The organism is Paenisporosarcina sp. (genome assembly GCF_057785155.1).
The window spans coordinates 160,289-175,361 of sequence record NZ_JBYNRN010000012.1 but is presented as its reverse complement, the minus strand read 5'-3'; the positions used below and the strand labels follow the sequence as shown (position 1 = coordinate 175,361).

Here is a 15,073-nt window from a genome sequence, read left to right as displayed (position 1 = left end):
CTTTCCCTGTAAAGGCTCCTAATAAAATTGAAGGGCGTTGCTCTATCCTGCTGAGCTACTGAGACTTGTGCAAATTCACTTCGTTTCAGAAATGAAAGACAATATTTATTATAGAAATGCTACAGGCAAAAGTCAACGTTAATTTTCATTTAATGAAAAACTCACCGACTCTAACTTTAAATGGGTATCTGAAAAGAATGTTACTACCCATTGGGAAGATGACTTTTCAATGATTGCATAACTCTTTTCTTTTCGTCCTCTAGGAACTTTTAAACTCCCTGGATTGACAAATAGTACGCCGTTTATCAATTCGGCACCAAGCACATGTGAATGGCCAAATAATACGAGTTGAGCCTTGATTTCTTGTGCTCGATAATTTAATGACATCAATGTAGACTTCACTTGAAAAAGATGACCATGTGTCATAAAAATATGTGTACCCTTAATAGTAGTGGTAACTTCAATGGGCATAGAAGAATCCATATCGCAATTGCCTAATACAACTTGAACTCCTTCCAATGAAGAATGATGTATGTCCAATTCACTATCTCCACAATGGAAAACAGCGTCAACTGAACCTACATGTTCCTTCACTACATCAATAACATCAGAATCTCCATGCGTATCAGACATAACTAAAATCTTCATACAAGCTACCTCCTTATTTAAATAAGTTTGGCAATTCGGCTTGGATTTTCTTGATAGCATTTCCTCTATGGGAAATCGACCCTTTTTCTTCAGCAGAAAGCTCTGCCATCATTTTCCCAAGTTGAGGTACATAAAATATTGGATCGTATCCAAAGCCATTCGTACCCTTTTTCTCTTTTGCAATTACCCCTTCACACGTTCCGTAAACGGTTTTTGTTTCGAAATCAGGACCAGCTAATGCAATTGCACAATAAAACCGAGCTGTTCGCCCAGGATCATCAATATTCGATAATTCTTCTAATACTTTATCCATATTAGCATCATCGCTCTTTGATTCACCTGCATAACGTGCAGAATAGACGCCTGGTGCACCGTTTAATGCGTCAATTATTAATCCGCTATCATCTGCAATCACAAACATATTAAGACGTTGTGACAGTGCCTCAGCTTTTAAAATGGCGTTCTCTTGAAACGTTTCACCAGTCTCTTCAATATCCATATCGTCAGCAACATCGTGCAACGTCAGCACGGAAAATCCGTATGGATGAAATAGTGCTTCAAAATCTTTTGCTTTACCTTTATTTTTCGTTGCTACAATGACTTTTTTCATAACAAAGATTCGATTCTGTTGATCAGTCTTTCAGAAATCTCACCTAATGCAACTTTTTGTTGTTCAATCAATTCTTTTATTCCGATATCACCAAGATCGAGTAACTCATTTAATTGTTGTCTTGTGAACGTTGATTCTTCACCGGTACCTTGTAATTCAACAAAATTACCTGATCCCGTTTGAATGATGTTCATATCTACTTGAGCAGAAGAGTCCTCTAAGTAGTTCAAATCTAAAATAGCACCAAATTCAGCATCAATTCCTACGCTTGTTGCTGCTAAAAAGTCCGTTACTGGAAATAAAGGCAGTTGTTTTGCATCTTGCAATTTAGCAAGAGCCATCGTCATTGCAACAAAAGCACCCGTAATTGAAGCGGTTCTTGTTCCACCGTCTGCTTGGATAACATCACAATCAATCCACACTGTGCGTTCACCTAATGCTTCTAAATCAACAACTGAACGTAGCGCACGTCCAATGAGACGCTGAATTTCCATTGTACGTCCACCGATTTTCCCTTTAGATGCTTCACGTTGGGTTCTAGAATGAGTTGCACGAGGTAACATGGAGTACTCAGCTGTAATCCATCCTTTTCCTTGTCCTCTTAAAAAGTGAGGTACACGATCTTCAACTGTCGCTGTACATATTACTTTAGTTTGTCCTACTGTAATTAGAACAGAACCTTCAGGGTGCACTAAATACTCGGTATCAATTTGAACCGGTCTAATTTGCTCTTTCATACGTCCATCATTTCTCATTTTCATACTGCCTCCTCGAATACTATCGCGAACTTTATCGTATCACATTTTGCTTAAACGAACCAAAACCCGACCATTCCTTTTTATGGGAACGTCGGGTTTATTTAAATTCAATGGATTGAATATTAGGCTCATCTATTTCAAGCCATTTTGTAACGATGGATTTGAACATAGGTATAGAACCAGTTGTATAAAATACATGTGGTTCTGTTGATGGTGTTTCTTGATGTAAGTGGTAATATGTTAACAATTCCATTACATCTTCAGCTGTTTCTTCAGCAGATGATAAAACTTTAATATGCTTTCCCACCGCTGCTTCAATATGCTTTTGAAGTAAAGGATAATGCGTACAACCTAATATCAACGTGTCAAAGGAGGCTTTTTTTAAAGGTTCAAGTGTCTTTGCCACTAAATCCCTTGCAAATTCACCTTCATATTCATCACTTTCAACTAATGGCACAAATGCAGGGCATGCAAATGGAACAATCGAACTTGAGGATGATAATGATTTAATAGCCTCTTCATAAGCTCCACTTCGAATCGTACCAGTCGTACCTAAAATACAAATTTCGGAACGAGTTGTCGCTTTAATAGCGGCTCTGGCACCAGGAAAAATAACACCTACTACAGGAAAAGGACAGTTTTTTTGTAATGATTCAAGTGCAACAGCGGTTGCAGTATTGCACGCAACTACAAGCATTTTAATAGATTGGTTTTGTAAGGCCTCTGCCATTTGCCAGGTGAATTTTCTCACTTCATGAGCAGTACGAGGACCATATGGGCATCTTGCCGTATCGCCAATATAAATGAATTGTTCATTGGGCAAACGATGTATGAGTTCTTTTAGAACTGTCAAACCACCTACACCTGAATCGATTACACCTATTGGTGCATTCACTCGATTCGCCTCAATCCTCTTTCATTTCACGGTGCAATTTTTTCAACGACGCTGATAATTGTGTCACTTCTTGCTCGTCAAAGTCTGATAAAACTTCACGCAAATAATTTTGGCGTTTAACAATTACTTCTTCAATAATTCGTTCGCCTTCTTTTAAAAGGTGAATTTGAACAACTCGGCGATCTTGTTCATTACGAACTCGTTGAACCAGTTGATTTTTTTCCATGCGATCTACTAAATCAGTTGTTGTGCTAAATGCTAAATACATTTTATTCGATAAATCACCGATCGTCATATCTCCATGTTCAAACAGCCATTGCAGTGCAATGAACTGAGGTGGTGTAATTGTATAATTACTAAGAATTTCTCGACCTTTTTGCTTTATGATTCCTGATATATAACGGAGTTCTTTCTCTAAGAAAGCCACTTGTTCTGAATTTGGTGCAGTATTTGTCATATGTTCTGTCATGTAAATGGTCCACTCCCCGAAAACGATTGGTTACATGTTTATTGTGACTTCTTTTTGTGAAAATGGCAAGACTTACTCATTCAAGAGCAAGCTCGCCAAGTCTTAGTAATTCTAAAATCGCTTGTGCTCGGCCGGAGACGCCGAGTTTTTGAATCGTATTCGAAATATGGTTTCGTACCGTTTTTTCGCTGATTTTCAACTGAATAGAGATATCCTTGGTTGAATAATCGCGCACTAACAATTGAAATATTTCACGTTCTCTACCAGTTAACAATGAACGATGATGCGCTCTTTCTGACAACATACGCCCCTCCTATCCGCTCTTCCTTGTAACGTATGTAAAAAGGATGTGAGCGGTGACGGCTAATTAGTAAAAAGAACTTTTTCTTCTTCTGACCATGGGGTACCCTTCCCAGTGGACTTATTAATTTGAACAATTGTCCCTCTACCAACAAAACAGGTTTCCCCTTTTGAATTTGTTGCATGATAGTGAATATCTACTGAAGATGATCCAACAGAAGCTGCTTTTACATGGATGTTTAATTGTTCATCAAAAAACACTTGTCTCACATAATCACATTGCAAGTCGGCAACCACAGGTATTGTCGAACCTTTTGGATTCAACCAATCATTCATTAAACCAACATGTTTTAAATATTCAATTCTGGCATATTCAAAGTAGGAAAAATTAACGGTATTATTTAAATGACCATACATATCTGTTTCTGAAAATCTAACCGTAACTGGCACTGAAAAAGTAAATTCTTTTGACCATTGCTCGAAATCCTCGATATATGTTGCTCTCATTTTTCATTACCCCTTTGATTAATAATATGAATGAATATTCATTCGTTTTTATTATTGTATCAAAGCTTCCAAGTTTCTGAAATTAATAAGAATAATTTTTAAATATTTATAAATTACTTACTATTGGTTCGCTACAGTTGGACGCTTTCCGCGGGCGGTCCGTGAGCCTCCTCATTCGCTTTGCTCTCTGCGGGGTCTCACATGGACCTGCTATTCCCGCTGGAGTCGCCACCTTCCGCTACACAAAACATAAAAAATCAATTTAATTGTTCGTGCTTAAATTAAGTATCAAATGTTATTTTACATAACTCTCTCGAATAACGGAGTGCTCACGGAAAGCGTCCGCTTGGAGCAAAATATACCTTTGTTCGGATTCAATAAATTATATTGAAATTGACTCAATTAACAAACCCATAAAAAAAAGCCTGCGATTAAATTCGCAGGCTAGAATATTAGTCAACCATATGGTCGCTTCCGAAGAAGTTTTTAAACATTTGAACTGTTGTATCACGGTTAAGAGCTGCAATAGAAGTTGTTAAAGGAATTCCTTTTGGACAAGCTACTACACAGTTTTGAGAGTTACCACAGTTAGCAAGTCCACCTTCACCCATGATTGCATTCAATCGTTCGTCTTTATTCATAGCACCAGTTGGATGTGCATTCATTAGACGAACTTGTGATAATGGAGCTGGTCCCATGAAATCAGAACCACTATTTACATTTGGACAAGCTTCCAAACATACACCACAAGTCATACATTTAGATAATTCATATGCCCACTGACGTTTGCGTTCTGGCATACGTGGACCTTCACCTAGATCATACGTACCATCTATTGGAACCCATGCTTTAACTTGTTTCAATGAATCGAACATTCTTGTACGATCAACGATTAAGTCACGTACTACAGGGAATGTTTTCATCGGTTCTAAACGAACGGGTTGCTCTAATTGGTCGATAAGAGCCGTACATGATTGGCGTGGACGGCCATTAATGACCATAGAACACGCACCACAAACTTCTTCCAAACAGTTCATATCCCAGTTAACTGGAGTCGTTTGTTTTCCATCAACGTTGACTGGATTACGACGAATTTCCATTAATGCAGAAATGACATTCATATTTGGACGATAGTTTAACTCGAATTTTTCCCAATATGGTGTTGAATCAGTAGAATCTTGGCGAAGGATCTCAAGAACGACGGTCTTAGTTGCTGTTGCGTCCATTATTAATGATCCCCTTTCGCTGAATAGTCACGTTTACGTGGTGGAATTAAGGAAACATCGATCTCTTCATAATGGAAAATTGGAGCACCTGTCGCAGGGTCGAATTTCGCCATTGTAGTCTTCATAAATTGCTCGTCATTACGTTCTGGGAAATCTGGTTTGTAATGAGCACCACGACTCTCATCACGGTTTAAAGCTCCCAATGTAATTACGCGAGCCAAGTATAGCATATTTTTCAACTGACGCGTAAATGTAGCACCTTGGTTAGACCATTTTTGCGTGTCATTGATATTGATATTATTATAACGCTCAAGTAATTCTTGAATTTTTTCATCTGTTGCTTTTAAACGGTCGTTATAACGAACAACTGTTACGTTATCTGTCATCCATTCGCCAAGCTCTTTATGCAAGACGTAAGCATTTTCAGTACCATTTAAAGCCATTGTTTCATCCCATTTTTGTTGTTCAGATGCAATATGTGCATCAAAAATAGTTGAAGGCATATCTTCTGCACGAGTTTTAAGACCACTCATGTAGTGAACTGCATTTGGTCCTGCGACCATACCGCCATAAATAGCAGACAATAATGAGTTTGCTCCAAGACGGTTTGCGCCATGCTGAGAGTAATCACATTCACCAGCAGCAAATAATCCTGGAATGCTTGTCATTTGATCATAATCAACCCATAATCCACCCATTGAATAGTGAACAGCCGGGAAAATTTTCATCGGAAGTTTACGTGGATCTTCACCTGTGAACTTCTCGTAAATCTCAATGATTCCACCAAGTTTAATATCCAATTCTTTTGGATCTTTATGTGAAAGATCCAAGTACACCATGTTTTCACCGTTTACACCAAGTTTTTGATTAACACAAACATCAAAAATTTCACGAGTCGCAATATCACGTGGTACTAAGTTTCCATACGCTGGATATTTTTCTTCTAAGAAATACCATGGTTTGCCGTCTTTATATGTCCAAATACGTCCACCTTCACCACGTGCTGATTCTGACATTAAGCGAAGCTTGTCATCACCAGGGATAGCAGTAGGATGTATTTGAATGAACTCACCATTTGCATAATGAGCTCCTTGTTGATAAACGATTGATGCTGCAGAACCTGTATTGATTACAGAGTTCGTTGATTTTCCAAAGATAATTCCAGGTCCACCAGTAGCCATAATCACAGCGTCACCGCGGAATGCACGAATTTCCATAGAAGTTAAGTTTTGAGCCATTACACCACGACAAACACCTTCGTCGTCTAAAATAGCTCCAAGGAATTCCCATCCTTCATACTTCGTTACAAGACCATCTACTTCATAACGACGAACTTGTTCGTCAAGTGCGTACAATAATTGTTGACCTGTTGTTGCTCCAGCAAAAGCCGTACGATGGTGCATAGTACCACCAAAACGACGGAAATCTAGTAAACCTTCAGGTGTACGGTTAAACATTACACCCATACGATCTAATAGACGAATAATACCAGGTGCTGCTTCAGCCATTGCTTGTACAGGCGGTTGGTTTGCTAAGAAATCCCCACCATATACTGTATCGTCAAAGTGAATTGCAGGTGAGTCACCTTCCCCTTTTGTATTTACAGCTCCGTTAATCCCGCCCTGTGCACAAACAGAGTGTGAGCGTTTAACAGGAACTAGAGAAAATAATTCTACAGGCGTGCCTTCTTCGGCCGCTTTAATTGTTGCCATTAAACCGGCTAAACCGCCACCGACAACAATCAATTTACTTTTTGCCATGATTTTTCTCACTCCTCTTTCTAGTAGTAGTCAAGCGCTTTCAATTCATTTAACTTTTTACACGAATGCAAGAAGTGCTCGAACGCCGACTACAGTTAATGCTAAGAAGATACCTATTGTCACATATGTTGAAATTCGTTGTGAAGTAGGTGATTGAGTGATACCCCAGCTTACTAAGAATGACCATATTCCGTTTGCTAAGTGGAATGTTGCAGATACAACACCTATCACGTAAAATGCAAACATTAATGGACTCGCTAAAATATCAGCCATCATGTTAAAGTTAACTTCTTGAGCACCAATTGCCTTTTGGAATCTAGTTTCAAATATATGCCATGCGATAAACACAACAAGAATGATTCCGGTAATTCGTTGTAAAACAAACATCCAGTTTCGGAATGTTCCATAACGTTGTGGATTGTTTTTCGCTGTAAAAGCTATGTACAGACCATAAAACGCATGGAACATTAGTGGAATGTAAATGACAAACCATTCCAAGAATAATACGAATGGTAAACTTTCCATAAAGTGAACTGCTGTGTTAAATGATTCTGCTCCTTTAGTTGCGAAATGGTTAACAACTAAATGTTGTGCCAAAAACAAACCAACTGGAATTATCCCAACAAGTGAATGCAATCGACGCAAATAAAATTCACGATCTTTCGACAAGACTGTTACCCCCCTTAGTACTTAAAATAGGCAGACCAATATTTGCCTTCATATTTATGAAAGCAGATTGACTGCATATTTCATCATGGTACAATATTATGACATGTCCATTGTACTCTTCACACAAAGGAGCGTCAAGACAAGGTGCGTGAACAATCACGACTCAAAAAAGCAGAAATATGCTCAATTTTGACAATAAATCCTGCCTTGTTCAATGAAAATTCTAAAATCGATTATTTTTTCCAATGAAAATTCAATGAAAGCGGGATTGATTATGACAGAAAATGAAGAAAAAACAACTATGCCTACGTTTGGGTACGAATTAATTAGAGATCATGTTTTAGCTTCTATCTTAGGCAAACATGAAGAGGATATATTATATTGGTCGGGTAAAGAACTAGCTCGAAAATTTCAAATGTTCTCTATGGATGAAGCGATTAGCTTTTTTAAGGAAGCTGGTTGGGGTGATCTTCGTCTCGTTAAATTGGATAAAGACGAAGCTTTTTATGAATTAACTGGTGATGCTGAATTATTGAATATGCAACAACGTTGTTTTAAATTAGAAGCCGGCTTTCTCGCACAGCAACAACAAAAACTAGGTGGATTCTTAACTGAATGTTACGAAGAAAAGGCTCTAAAGAAAAACCAGATTCTTTTCCATGTGAAGTGGGATTTAAAAGAAGCAATATAAAAACTGGCAAGACACGCGTTTAAGGTGTCTTGCCAGTTTTTTAATCCCACTTCAACTTCGCATCAATTTGGGATTGATATTGTTTAAATGCATTGCTATTTGTTTGAATGCCTTTTTTCGATAAAAGCTGGTTCATCTGTGTCAATTTTTGATTATACTGTTTCTCAAGCTCCGTTTTCTCTTGATGAGTTGCACGTTTCATTTGTAGTTGTAATTCGCCCATTTCTTCTTTAACGAACTGAGCTTCATCATCATGCCCCGAATTTTTAAGAATGCGCATGACCACTCGAATATCCTCTGGATAATGAGCAAACTCATCTGGTGGTAAGGGTTTCCCTGCACCAGGGAGATTTTCAAATTGACCGTCACGTTGTGCTTTTTTTATTAAGTCCTCCACGATATGCCAGTTCAAATTCACCACAGCCTCTCATGATCTATATGGACTGATTATACCATGAAATTCCATTAAACAGGAATTGCAGCTAAACCAAATTCATCATGTAAAGCTTTAGTTGCTCGAATCATATCCACTTCTGGCACTACAACAGATACCTTAATCTCTGACGTGCTTACCATTTTAACTGGGATACCTTCAATTCGTAATCGATCAAACATTTGGGCAGCTACACCTGGATTGGAAACCATTCCGGACCCAACAATCGATACTTTAGCTAATCCAATTTCAAAATTTGAAGATTGGTATCCCAAGTTTTCTTTATTTGTTTCTAACACTTGAATACATTCAGCGAAATCTTCTTTTTTGATGGAAAATGAAACACTTGGTTGTGTCCCTTCCATGATACTTTGTACAATAATATCTACGTTAATATGGTTTTTTGCTAACGTCGTAAATATCTTTGCCAGTGATCCATTAAAAGGAATCTCATAACCGATTGTTAATCGCACAATCTCTGTTTCAAATGCAACTCCACGAACAATTAGATTTTTTTCCATTGTTGGTTCCTCCAATAATATTGTGCCTTCTTCGTCAGATAAACTTGAGCGGACGCTAAGCGGAATACCATAATTTTTCGCGAATTCAACTGCGCGAGGGTGTAAAACACCCGCTCCTAAGTTAGCTAGTTCCAACATTTCATCATAGGATAATTCGGATAATTTGCGTGCTTGATCAACATAACGAGGATCGGAAGTATAAATTCCATCAACGTCCGTATAAATATCGCATTGTTTAGCATTCAAAGAAGCAGCTAATGCTACTGCAGTTGTATCAGATCCTCCTCTGCCTAAGGTTGTTAACTCTCCAAATGAATCCATCCCTTGGAAACCAGCAACCACTACAACTTTTCCATCACGCAACGATTGTTCAATGCGTGTAGAATCGATATGTTCAATTCGAGCATTCGAATGAATAGATTCCGTACCGATTCCAGCTTGCCAACCTGTATATGAAATCGCGTCCTGCCCCATATGTTTAAGTGCCATCGTTAATAATGATATCGTTACCTGTTCTCCAGTAGAAAGAAGCATATCCATTTCCCTCTTGGATGGTTCAGATGCTAAATCCTTTGCTAACTTAACTAATTCATCCGTTGTTTTACCCATAGCAGATACGACGACTATTATCTCATGTCCTTTAGCTGTCTCACGAATGACACGTTGTGCTACATTTCGAATTCTTTCTGTATTCCCTACTGATGTTCCACCAAATTTCATAACAATTCGACTCAATAGTAACTCTCCCTTATATCCAAAGAAGCTAAAAAAAGACAGCTTATCCACGATTTTTCGTAGAAAGCTGTCTCTAATCATGTACGTTCATAAGAAGCGTCCATGTGAGATAGCCCTCCAGAATCGATTAGATTCTGACAATCTTGCATTTATTCAATGCAAAACCAGCGCGACAATTTAAACAGGATTGTCGAACTTCGGCGAATTTCCCTTTCATCTGCAATCATAGGATCTGTTCTATCCTCCAGCAGGGTACTAATGATTTTCGCGCCTCTATCATCACTTTTCAAGTGATTCAATTTCAGTGTGTTTACAATATCATAATATTACTCATTTGACAATGACTCGTTTTTAAAATAGGACGATACTGATTCTGCAATTTGTTGTGGTAAGCCAGACGCTTTAAGTTCTTCAATTGATGCTTCTTTAATTCGTTTAACAGATCCAAAATGTTTTAATAACATTTTTTTGCGTTTTGGACCTATGCCTTCAAATCCATCAAGAGCAGAGGCAATGGTGTTTTTCCCACGTTGTTGTCTATGGAAAGTAATCGCAAATCGATGAACTTCATCTTGAATGCGTTGTAATAAATAAAAGGCTTCACTTGTTCGCTTCAATTGAATAATTTCAATTGGATTGCCATACAACAACGAAGCAGTTTGGTGTTTTGTGTCTTTTGCTAAACCCGCAATAGGAATTGACAAACCAAGCTCGTCTTCAATGACTTCCCTGGCGATTTCCATTTGTCCCTTCCCACCATCGATAATGATTAAGTCAGGAAGAGGTAATCCCTCTTGTAATACTCGAGTATATCTTCTTCTTACGACTTCACGCATAGCGCCGTAGTCATCATGACGGGCTGCCGTTTTGGTTTTGTATTTTCGATAGTCCTTTTTGTAAGGTCTACCATCTACAAATGTAACCATGGCTGATACAGCGTCAGCACCATATATATGTGAATTATCAAAAGCTTCGATTCTTAGAGGTGTCGCTATGTTCATAGCTGTTCCAAGTTCCTCACATGCACCGATCGTTCGCTGATCCTGACGCTCGATTAAATGGAATTTTTCTTTTAGCGCAATTTCAGCATTTTTAGTAGCTAAATCAATCATTTCTTTTTTCTTTCCTCGGCTTGGTGAAGCCACTTTCACATTCAAAAGTTGATTGACCATATTTAAATCCACACTTTGTGGAACGTAAATTTCTCTTGGCAAAATATGATGTGGTTTATCATAAAACTGGCCTAAAAACGTTAGGAATTCATCATCTGGATCTTGGTACAAAGGAAAAAGGGAAACATCACGTTCAATCAGCTTTCCTTGTCTTACAAAGAAAACTTGAACACACATCCATCCTTTATTGACAGAAAAACCAAAGATATCTCGATCCGTAAAATCATTCGTCGTGATTTTTTGTTTTTCCATTACCGTTTCGATATGCATAATTTGATCTCGATATTCTTTTGCCCGCTCAAATTCCAAGTTTTCTGCAGCTGAGGACATTTTCTCCGTCAACTCTTTTTTCACTTGTTGGTATCCACCATTTAAAAACTTGGTTATTTGATCGATAATTTCTCGATAAGAATCCTGCTCAATCGGTTTAACACAAGGAGCTAAACATTGCCCAAGGTGATAATATAAACATACACGATCGGGTAGTGTTGGACATTTTCTTAACGGATACAGGCGATCAAGTAACTTTTTAGTAGCACTTGCTGCATAGGCATTAGGATAAGGACCGAAGTACTTACCTTTGTCTTTCTTAACTTGTCTTGTAGTGATTAGCTTCGGATGTTTTTCGCCTGTAATTTTAATATATGGATACGTTTTATCATCTTTTAACATGATGTTGTATTTAGGATCATGTTTTTTAATTAAATTTAATTCGAGAATCAGTGCTTCGATATCAGAAGAAGTCACAATATATTCAAAATCAGTTATTTCATTGACTAGTCTTTGTGTTTTACCATCATGACTCCCAGTAAAATAAGAACGGACTCGATTTTTTAATACTTTGGCTTTACCAACGTAAATAATCGTCCCTTGACGGTCTTTCATTAAATAACAGCCTGGTTGATCTGGTAGGATAGAACATTTTTGTTCGATTAATTCATTTATCATTATCATCACCTGTAAAAAAAACCGGGCCCTTAGGGTTCCCGGTTTTTGTATTATGCGTGTTTTTGTACTAATTGAGCTAATGCTTCTTTTGGTTGGAAACCTACTACTTTATCAACTGGTTGCCCATCTTTAAAAAGTACTAATGTAGGAATTGACATAATTCCAAAGTTGCTTGCTGTTTCTTGATTTTCATCAACGTCTACTTTGACAATTTTCACTGTTTCGCTCATTTCACCATCTAATTCTTCTAATACTGGAGCGATCATTTTACATGGCCCACACCAAGGTGCCCAAAAATCTACTAATACTAAACCGTTTGAAATTTCATTTGAAAAACTCTGATCTGTTCCGTGTACAATTGCCATAATAAAATTCCTCCTTAAAAATACAAACTCTAGACGTAGTATATCATGCGTCAAATATCCATGCGAATTTTTTGCTTGAAATTGAATGAGTGTAAAATTCCGTAATGTTACCATACAAATATTATATTCTTCCGGATTTAATTTTCATTTTAGAAGCAATTCTAAATCCCTAGAGATATTCATAAGAGGTTTAGTAGTACACATGAAAACTGTTGATTTCCATTGCAGCGGTCGCTTTCCGGGGGGCACGGCTTTAGCCGCTTCCTTCGCGATGCTCAGTCCAGGGTCTAAAGCTCGTGCCATTCCCCCAGGAGTCGCCGCCTCCATTTCAATCAATAGAAAAGATTCTAAATGTAATAATGAGTGTTTATAAAACGTTAATATGTCACATTTGATATTAAAAAATCACAACGAATGGGTGTGACTTTGAGCTTCTAAGGGTAAGATTGCATACTGGAATATCTGTTGTATCAAGAACTAGTTAGTATATAAGAAATAAGATCAAATTCTTCAATTAAAAAGTAATATATAAAAAAAGAAAACTCCGTACATAATGCACGGAGTTTAGTTCATTAATTTGATTTCATTTTTTTGAATTCTTCAGTAAGCATTGGGATTACTTCGAAAAGATCTCCAACAATACCATAGTCAGCTACCTTGAAGATATTCGCTTCTGGGTCTTTATTAATGGCAACGATGATTTTCGAGTTTGACATACCAGCCAAATGTTGAATCGCTCCCGAAATACCTGCTGCAATATATAAATCTGGTGTTACAACTTTACCAGTCTGACCGATTTGAAGTGAATAATCACAGTAATCAGCGTCACAGGCACCACGAGAAGCTCCTACTGCACCACCTAATAGGTCAGCAAGTTCTTTTAATGGCTCAAAACCATCTTCACTCTTCACTCCACGACCACCAGCAACGATTACTTTCGCTTCTGATAAATCAACGCCTTCAGTTGATTTACGCACTACTTCTTTAATAATCGTTCGAAGGTTCGTAATATCTACACTCACAGATGACACGTCACCAGAACGGCTTTCATCATGTGCAAGAGGTTGGATATTGTTTGGACGAATCGTTACAAAGACGATTCCTTCCTTGATTTTTACTTTCTCAAAAGCTTTACCAGAGAAGATTGGGCGAATGAATACTGCACCATCTCCTTCTCCTTCAATATCAGTAACATCAGAAATTAATCCTGATTGCAATTTACTTGCTACTTTTGGAGATAGGTCTTTACCTAATGCAGTATGCCCAAAGACAACAGCATCTGGTTTTTCATTTTCAACGACAGCCATGAATGCTTGGCTATAGCCGTCAGATGTATATGTTTTTAAATGAGGATGTTCAACCGTAACAACACGATCTGCCCCATAATGAATCATTTCATTTCCTAAAGCTTGTACAGAATCTCCTAGTAAAATAGCGACAACTTCTCCGCCACCAGATATTTTTTTAGCAGCTGCAATTGCTTCAAACGATACATTACGTAAAACGCCTTCACGCGCTTCACCTAAAACGATAACTTTTTTTGTCATGATGTGTTTTCCCTCCAATACAAATGTTCAGATCCGATTATATGACTTTTGCTTCTGTACGAAGTAACTGTACTAATTCTGTTACTTGAGCAGAAATGTCGCCTTCTAATACGCGACCTGCTTCTTTTTTAGGAGGCAAGTAAATGTCGATTGTCTCCGTTTTTGCAACAACATCGTCTTCATCAATATCTAAATCGTCTAGTTCCACTTCATCCAATGGTTTCTTTTTAGCTTTCATAATCCCTGGAAGTGAAGGATAACGTGGTTCATTTAAACCTTGTTGAGCTGTTACTAAAAGTGGTAAAGAAGTTTCAATAACTTCTGAATCCCCTTCAACATCTCTAACAATGCTAACTTGAGTTCCGTTAATTTCTAACTTAGTAATTGTTGTAACATAGTTAATATCAAGTAAATCAGCAACTCGTGGTCCTACTTGTCCTGATCCGCCATCGATTGCTACATTACCTGCTAAGATTAAGTCTGGATTTTTATCTTTTAGGTAGTCAGCTAAAATCTGTGCTGAAGTGAACTGATCAAGTTCATCAATATCGTCTTCAACATTTATTAACACAGCTTTATCAGCACCCATTGCTAATGCAGTTCGAAGCTGTTTTTCAGCTTCCTCGCCACCCATAGTTAATACGGTTACTTCACCGCCATGAGCATCGCGTACTTGAATTGCTTCTTCAATTGCATATTCATCATAAGGATTAATAATGAATTCTGCACCATCTTCTTGAATTTTCCCACCTGAAACAACGATTCTTTCTTCTGTATCGAATGTACGTTTTACCAACACATAAATATTCATGTGACAGA

17 protein-coding genes and 1 riboswitch are annotated in these 15,073 nt (G+C 37.8%); of the genes, 1 reads left to right on the top strand and 16 read right to left on the bottom strand.

The genetic code is table 11. The features are described from left to right. Positions 1-138 precede the first annotated feature (138 nt). The 10 genes from AC3EA5_RS04115 to AC3EA5_RS04070 form a co-directional block, all read right to left on the bottom strand. On the bottom strand, positions 139-648 hold the full coding sequence (locus AC3EA5_RS04115) for a metallophosphoesterase (RefSeq protein WP_488607184.1): 510 nt from the start codon (positions 646-648) through the stop codon (positions 139-141). Positions 649-661: 13 nt separating this feature from the next. Beyond that, positions 662-1,258, bottom strand: coding sequence for an XTP/dITP diphosphatase (locus AC3EA5_RS04110; RefSeq protein ID WP_488607183.1), 597 nt, complete (start codon positions 1,256-1,258; stop codon positions 662-664). Further along, positions 1,255-2,013, bottom strand: a complete 759-nt coding sequence (rph, locus tag AC3EA5_RS04105; protein ID WP_488607530.1) for a ribonuclease PH — start codon at positions 2,011-2,013, stop codon at positions 1,255-1,257. Before rph ends, AC3EA5_RS04110 begins: the two co-directional genes overlap by 4 nt. Positions 2,014-2,113: 100 nt before the next feature. Then, entirely contained in the window at positions 2,114-2,911 is a 798-nt protein-coding gene (gene racE / locus AC3EA5_RS04100) for a glutamate racemase (protein WP_488607182.1), read from the bottom strand. Between the two features lie 10 nt (positions 2,912-2,921). Further along, positions 2,922-3,380 (bottom strand): MarR family winged helix-turn-helix transcriptional regulator, encoded by a 459-nt coding sequence (locus AC3EA5_RS04095; protein ID WP_488607181.1) that lies wholly within the window; start codon positions 3,378-3,380, stop codon positions 2,922-2,924. Between the two features lie 76 nt (positions 3,381-3,456). Continuing rightward, the gene (locus AC3EA5_RS04090; protein ID WP_394187567.1) at positions 3,457-3,684 is read right to left on the bottom strand and encodes a helix-turn-helix domain-containing protein; all 228 of its coding nucleotides are present in this window, start codon (positions 3,682-3,684) and stop codon (positions 3,457-3,459) included. Between the two features lie 59 nt (positions 3,685-3,743). After that, entirely contained in the window at positions 3,744-4,187 is a 444-nt protein-coding gene (locus tag AC3EA5_RS04085) for an acyl-CoA thioesterase (RefSeq protein WP_394187566.1), read from the bottom strand. A gap of 452 nt (positions 4,188-4,639) precedes the next feature. Beyond that, positions 4,640-5,413, bottom strand: coding sequence for a succinate dehydrogenase iron-sulfur subunit (gene sdhB / locus AC3EA5_RS04080; RefSeq protein ID WP_394187565.1), 774 nt, complete (start codon positions 5,411-5,413; stop codon positions 4,640-4,642). A 2-nt stretch (positions 5,414-5,415) separates the two neighbouring features. Beyond that, positions 5,416-7,173: a succinate dehydrogenase flavoprotein subunit gene (gene sdhA, locus AC3EA5_RS04075; protein WP_488607180.1), complete on the bottom strand. Its 1,758-nt coding sequence runs from the start codon at positions 7,171-7,173 to the stop codon at positions 5,416-5,418. 57 nt (positions 7,174-7,230) lie between these two features. Next, the gene (locus tag AC3EA5_RS04070) at positions 7,231-7,842 is read right to left on the bottom strand and encodes a succinate dehydrogenase cytochrome b558 subunit (protein ID WP_394187563.1); all 612 of its coding nucleotides are present in this window, start codon (positions 7,840-7,842) and stop codon (positions 7,231-7,233) included. A 274-nt stretch (positions 7,843-8,116) separates the two neighbouring features. Between AC3EA5_RS04070 and AC3EA5_RS04065 the strand changes: the two genes are divergently transcribed. Next, the gene (locus tag AC3EA5_RS04065; RefSeq protein ID WP_488607179.1) at positions 8,117-8,533 is read left to right on the top strand and encodes a YslB family protein; all 417 of its coding nucleotides are present in this window, start codon (positions 8,117-8,119) and stop codon (positions 8,531-8,533) included. Between the two features lie 40 nt (positions 8,534-8,573). Here AC3EA5_RS04065 and AC3EA5_RS04060 read toward each other — a convergent pair whose 3' ends face one another. The 6 genes from AC3EA5_RS04060 to AC3EA5_RS04035 all read right to left on the bottom strand — a co-directional run bounded on the left by AC3EA5_RS04060 (position 8,574) and on the right by AC3EA5_RS04035 (position 15,065). Next, complete coding sequence (locus AC3EA5_RS04060) at positions 8,574-8,951, bottom strand: DnaJ family domain-containing protein (protein WP_488607178.1); 378 nt, start codon at positions 8,949-8,951, stop codon at positions 8,574-8,576. A gap of 47 nt (positions 8,952-8,998) precedes the next feature. Beyond that, positions 8,999-10,222, bottom strand: a complete 1,224-nt coding sequence (locus tag AC3EA5_RS04055) for an aspartate kinase (RefSeq protein WP_488607177.1) — start codon at positions 10,220-10,222, stop codon at positions 8,999-9,001. Between the two features lie 102 nt (positions 10,223-10,324). After that, a riboswitch (Lysine riboswitch) is annotated at positions 10,325-10,506 on the bottom strand. Positions 10,507-10,548: 42 nt separating this feature from the next. Beyond that, on the bottom strand, positions 10,549-12,339 hold the full coding sequence (gene uvrC / locus AC3EA5_RS04050) for an excinuclease ABC subunit UvrC (protein WP_488607529.1): 1,791 nt from the start codon (positions 12,337-12,339) through the stop codon (positions 10,549-10,551). 53 nt (positions 12,340-12,392) lie between these two features. Continuing rightward, positions 12,393-12,707 (bottom strand): thioredoxin, encoded by a 315-nt coding sequence (gene trxA, locus AC3EA5_RS04045; RefSeq protein WP_394187558.1) that lies wholly within the window; start codon positions 12,705-12,707, stop codon positions 12,393-12,395. A 572-nt stretch (positions 12,708-13,279) separates the two neighbouring features. Further along, entirely contained in the window at positions 13,280-14,254 is a 975-nt protein-coding gene (locus AC3EA5_RS04040) for an electron transfer flavoprotein subunit alpha/FixB family protein (protein ID WP_488607176.1), read from the bottom strand. 37 nt (positions 14,255-14,291) lie between these two features. After that, positions 14,292-15,065: an electron transfer flavoprotein subunit beta/FixA family protein gene (locus AC3EA5_RS04035; RefSeq protein ID WP_394188470.1), complete on the bottom strand. Its 774-nt coding sequence runs from the start codon at positions 15,063-15,065 to the stop codon at positions 14,292-14,294. Positions 15,066-15,073: the final 8 nt, after the last annotated feature.

Bases quoted from the DNA above. Each gene is read 5' to 3' on its own strand.
- rph (WP_488607530.1), bottom strand. From the start codon at position 2,013: ATGAGAAATGATGGACGTATGAAAGAGCAAATTAGACCGGTTCAAATT.
- AC3EA5_RS04040 (WP_488607176.1), bottom strand. From the start codon at position 14,254: ATGACAAAAAAAGTTATCGTTTTAGGTGAAGCGCGTGAAGGCGTTTTA.
- trxA (WP_394187558.1), bottom strand. From the start codon at position 12,707: ATGGCAATTGTACACGGAACAGATCAGAGTTTTTCAAATGAAATTTCA.
- AC3EA5_RS04115 (WP_488607184.1), bottom strand. From the start codon at position 648: ATGAAGATTTTAGTTATGTCTGATACGCATGGAGATTCTGATGTTATT.
- AC3EA5_RS04065 (WP_488607179.1), top strand. From the start codon at position 8,117: ATGACAGAAAATGAAGAAAAAACAACTATGCCTACGTTTGGGTACGAA.
- AC3EA5_RS04110 (WP_488607183.1), bottom strand. From the start codon at position 1,258: ATGAAAAAAGTCATTGTAGCAACGAAAAATAAAGGTAAAGCAAAAGAT.
- AC3EA5_RS04035 (WP_394188470.1), bottom strand. From the start codon at position 15,065: ATGAATATTTATGTGTTGGTAAAACGTACATTCGATACAGAAGAAAGA.
- AC3EA5_RS04090 (WP_394187567.1), bottom strand. From the start codon at position 3,684: ATGTTGTCAGAAAGAGCGCATCATCGTTCATTGTTAACTGGTAGAGAA.
- AC3EA5_RS04085 (WP_394187566.1), bottom strand. From the start codon at position 4,187: ATGAGAGCAACATATATCGAGGATTTCGAGCAATGGTCAAAAGAATTT.
- AC3EA5_RS04095 (WP_488607181.1), bottom strand. From the start codon at position 3,380: ATGACAGAACATATGACAAATACTGCACCAAATTCAGAACAAGTGGCT.
- sdhB (WP_394187565.1), bottom strand. From the start codon at position 5,413: ATGGACGCAACAGCAACTAAGACCGTCGTTCTTGAGATCCTTCGCCAA.
- sdhA (WP_488607180.1), bottom strand. From the start codon at position 7,173: ATGGCAAAAAGTAAATTGATTGTTGTCGGTGGCGGTTTAGCCGGTTTA.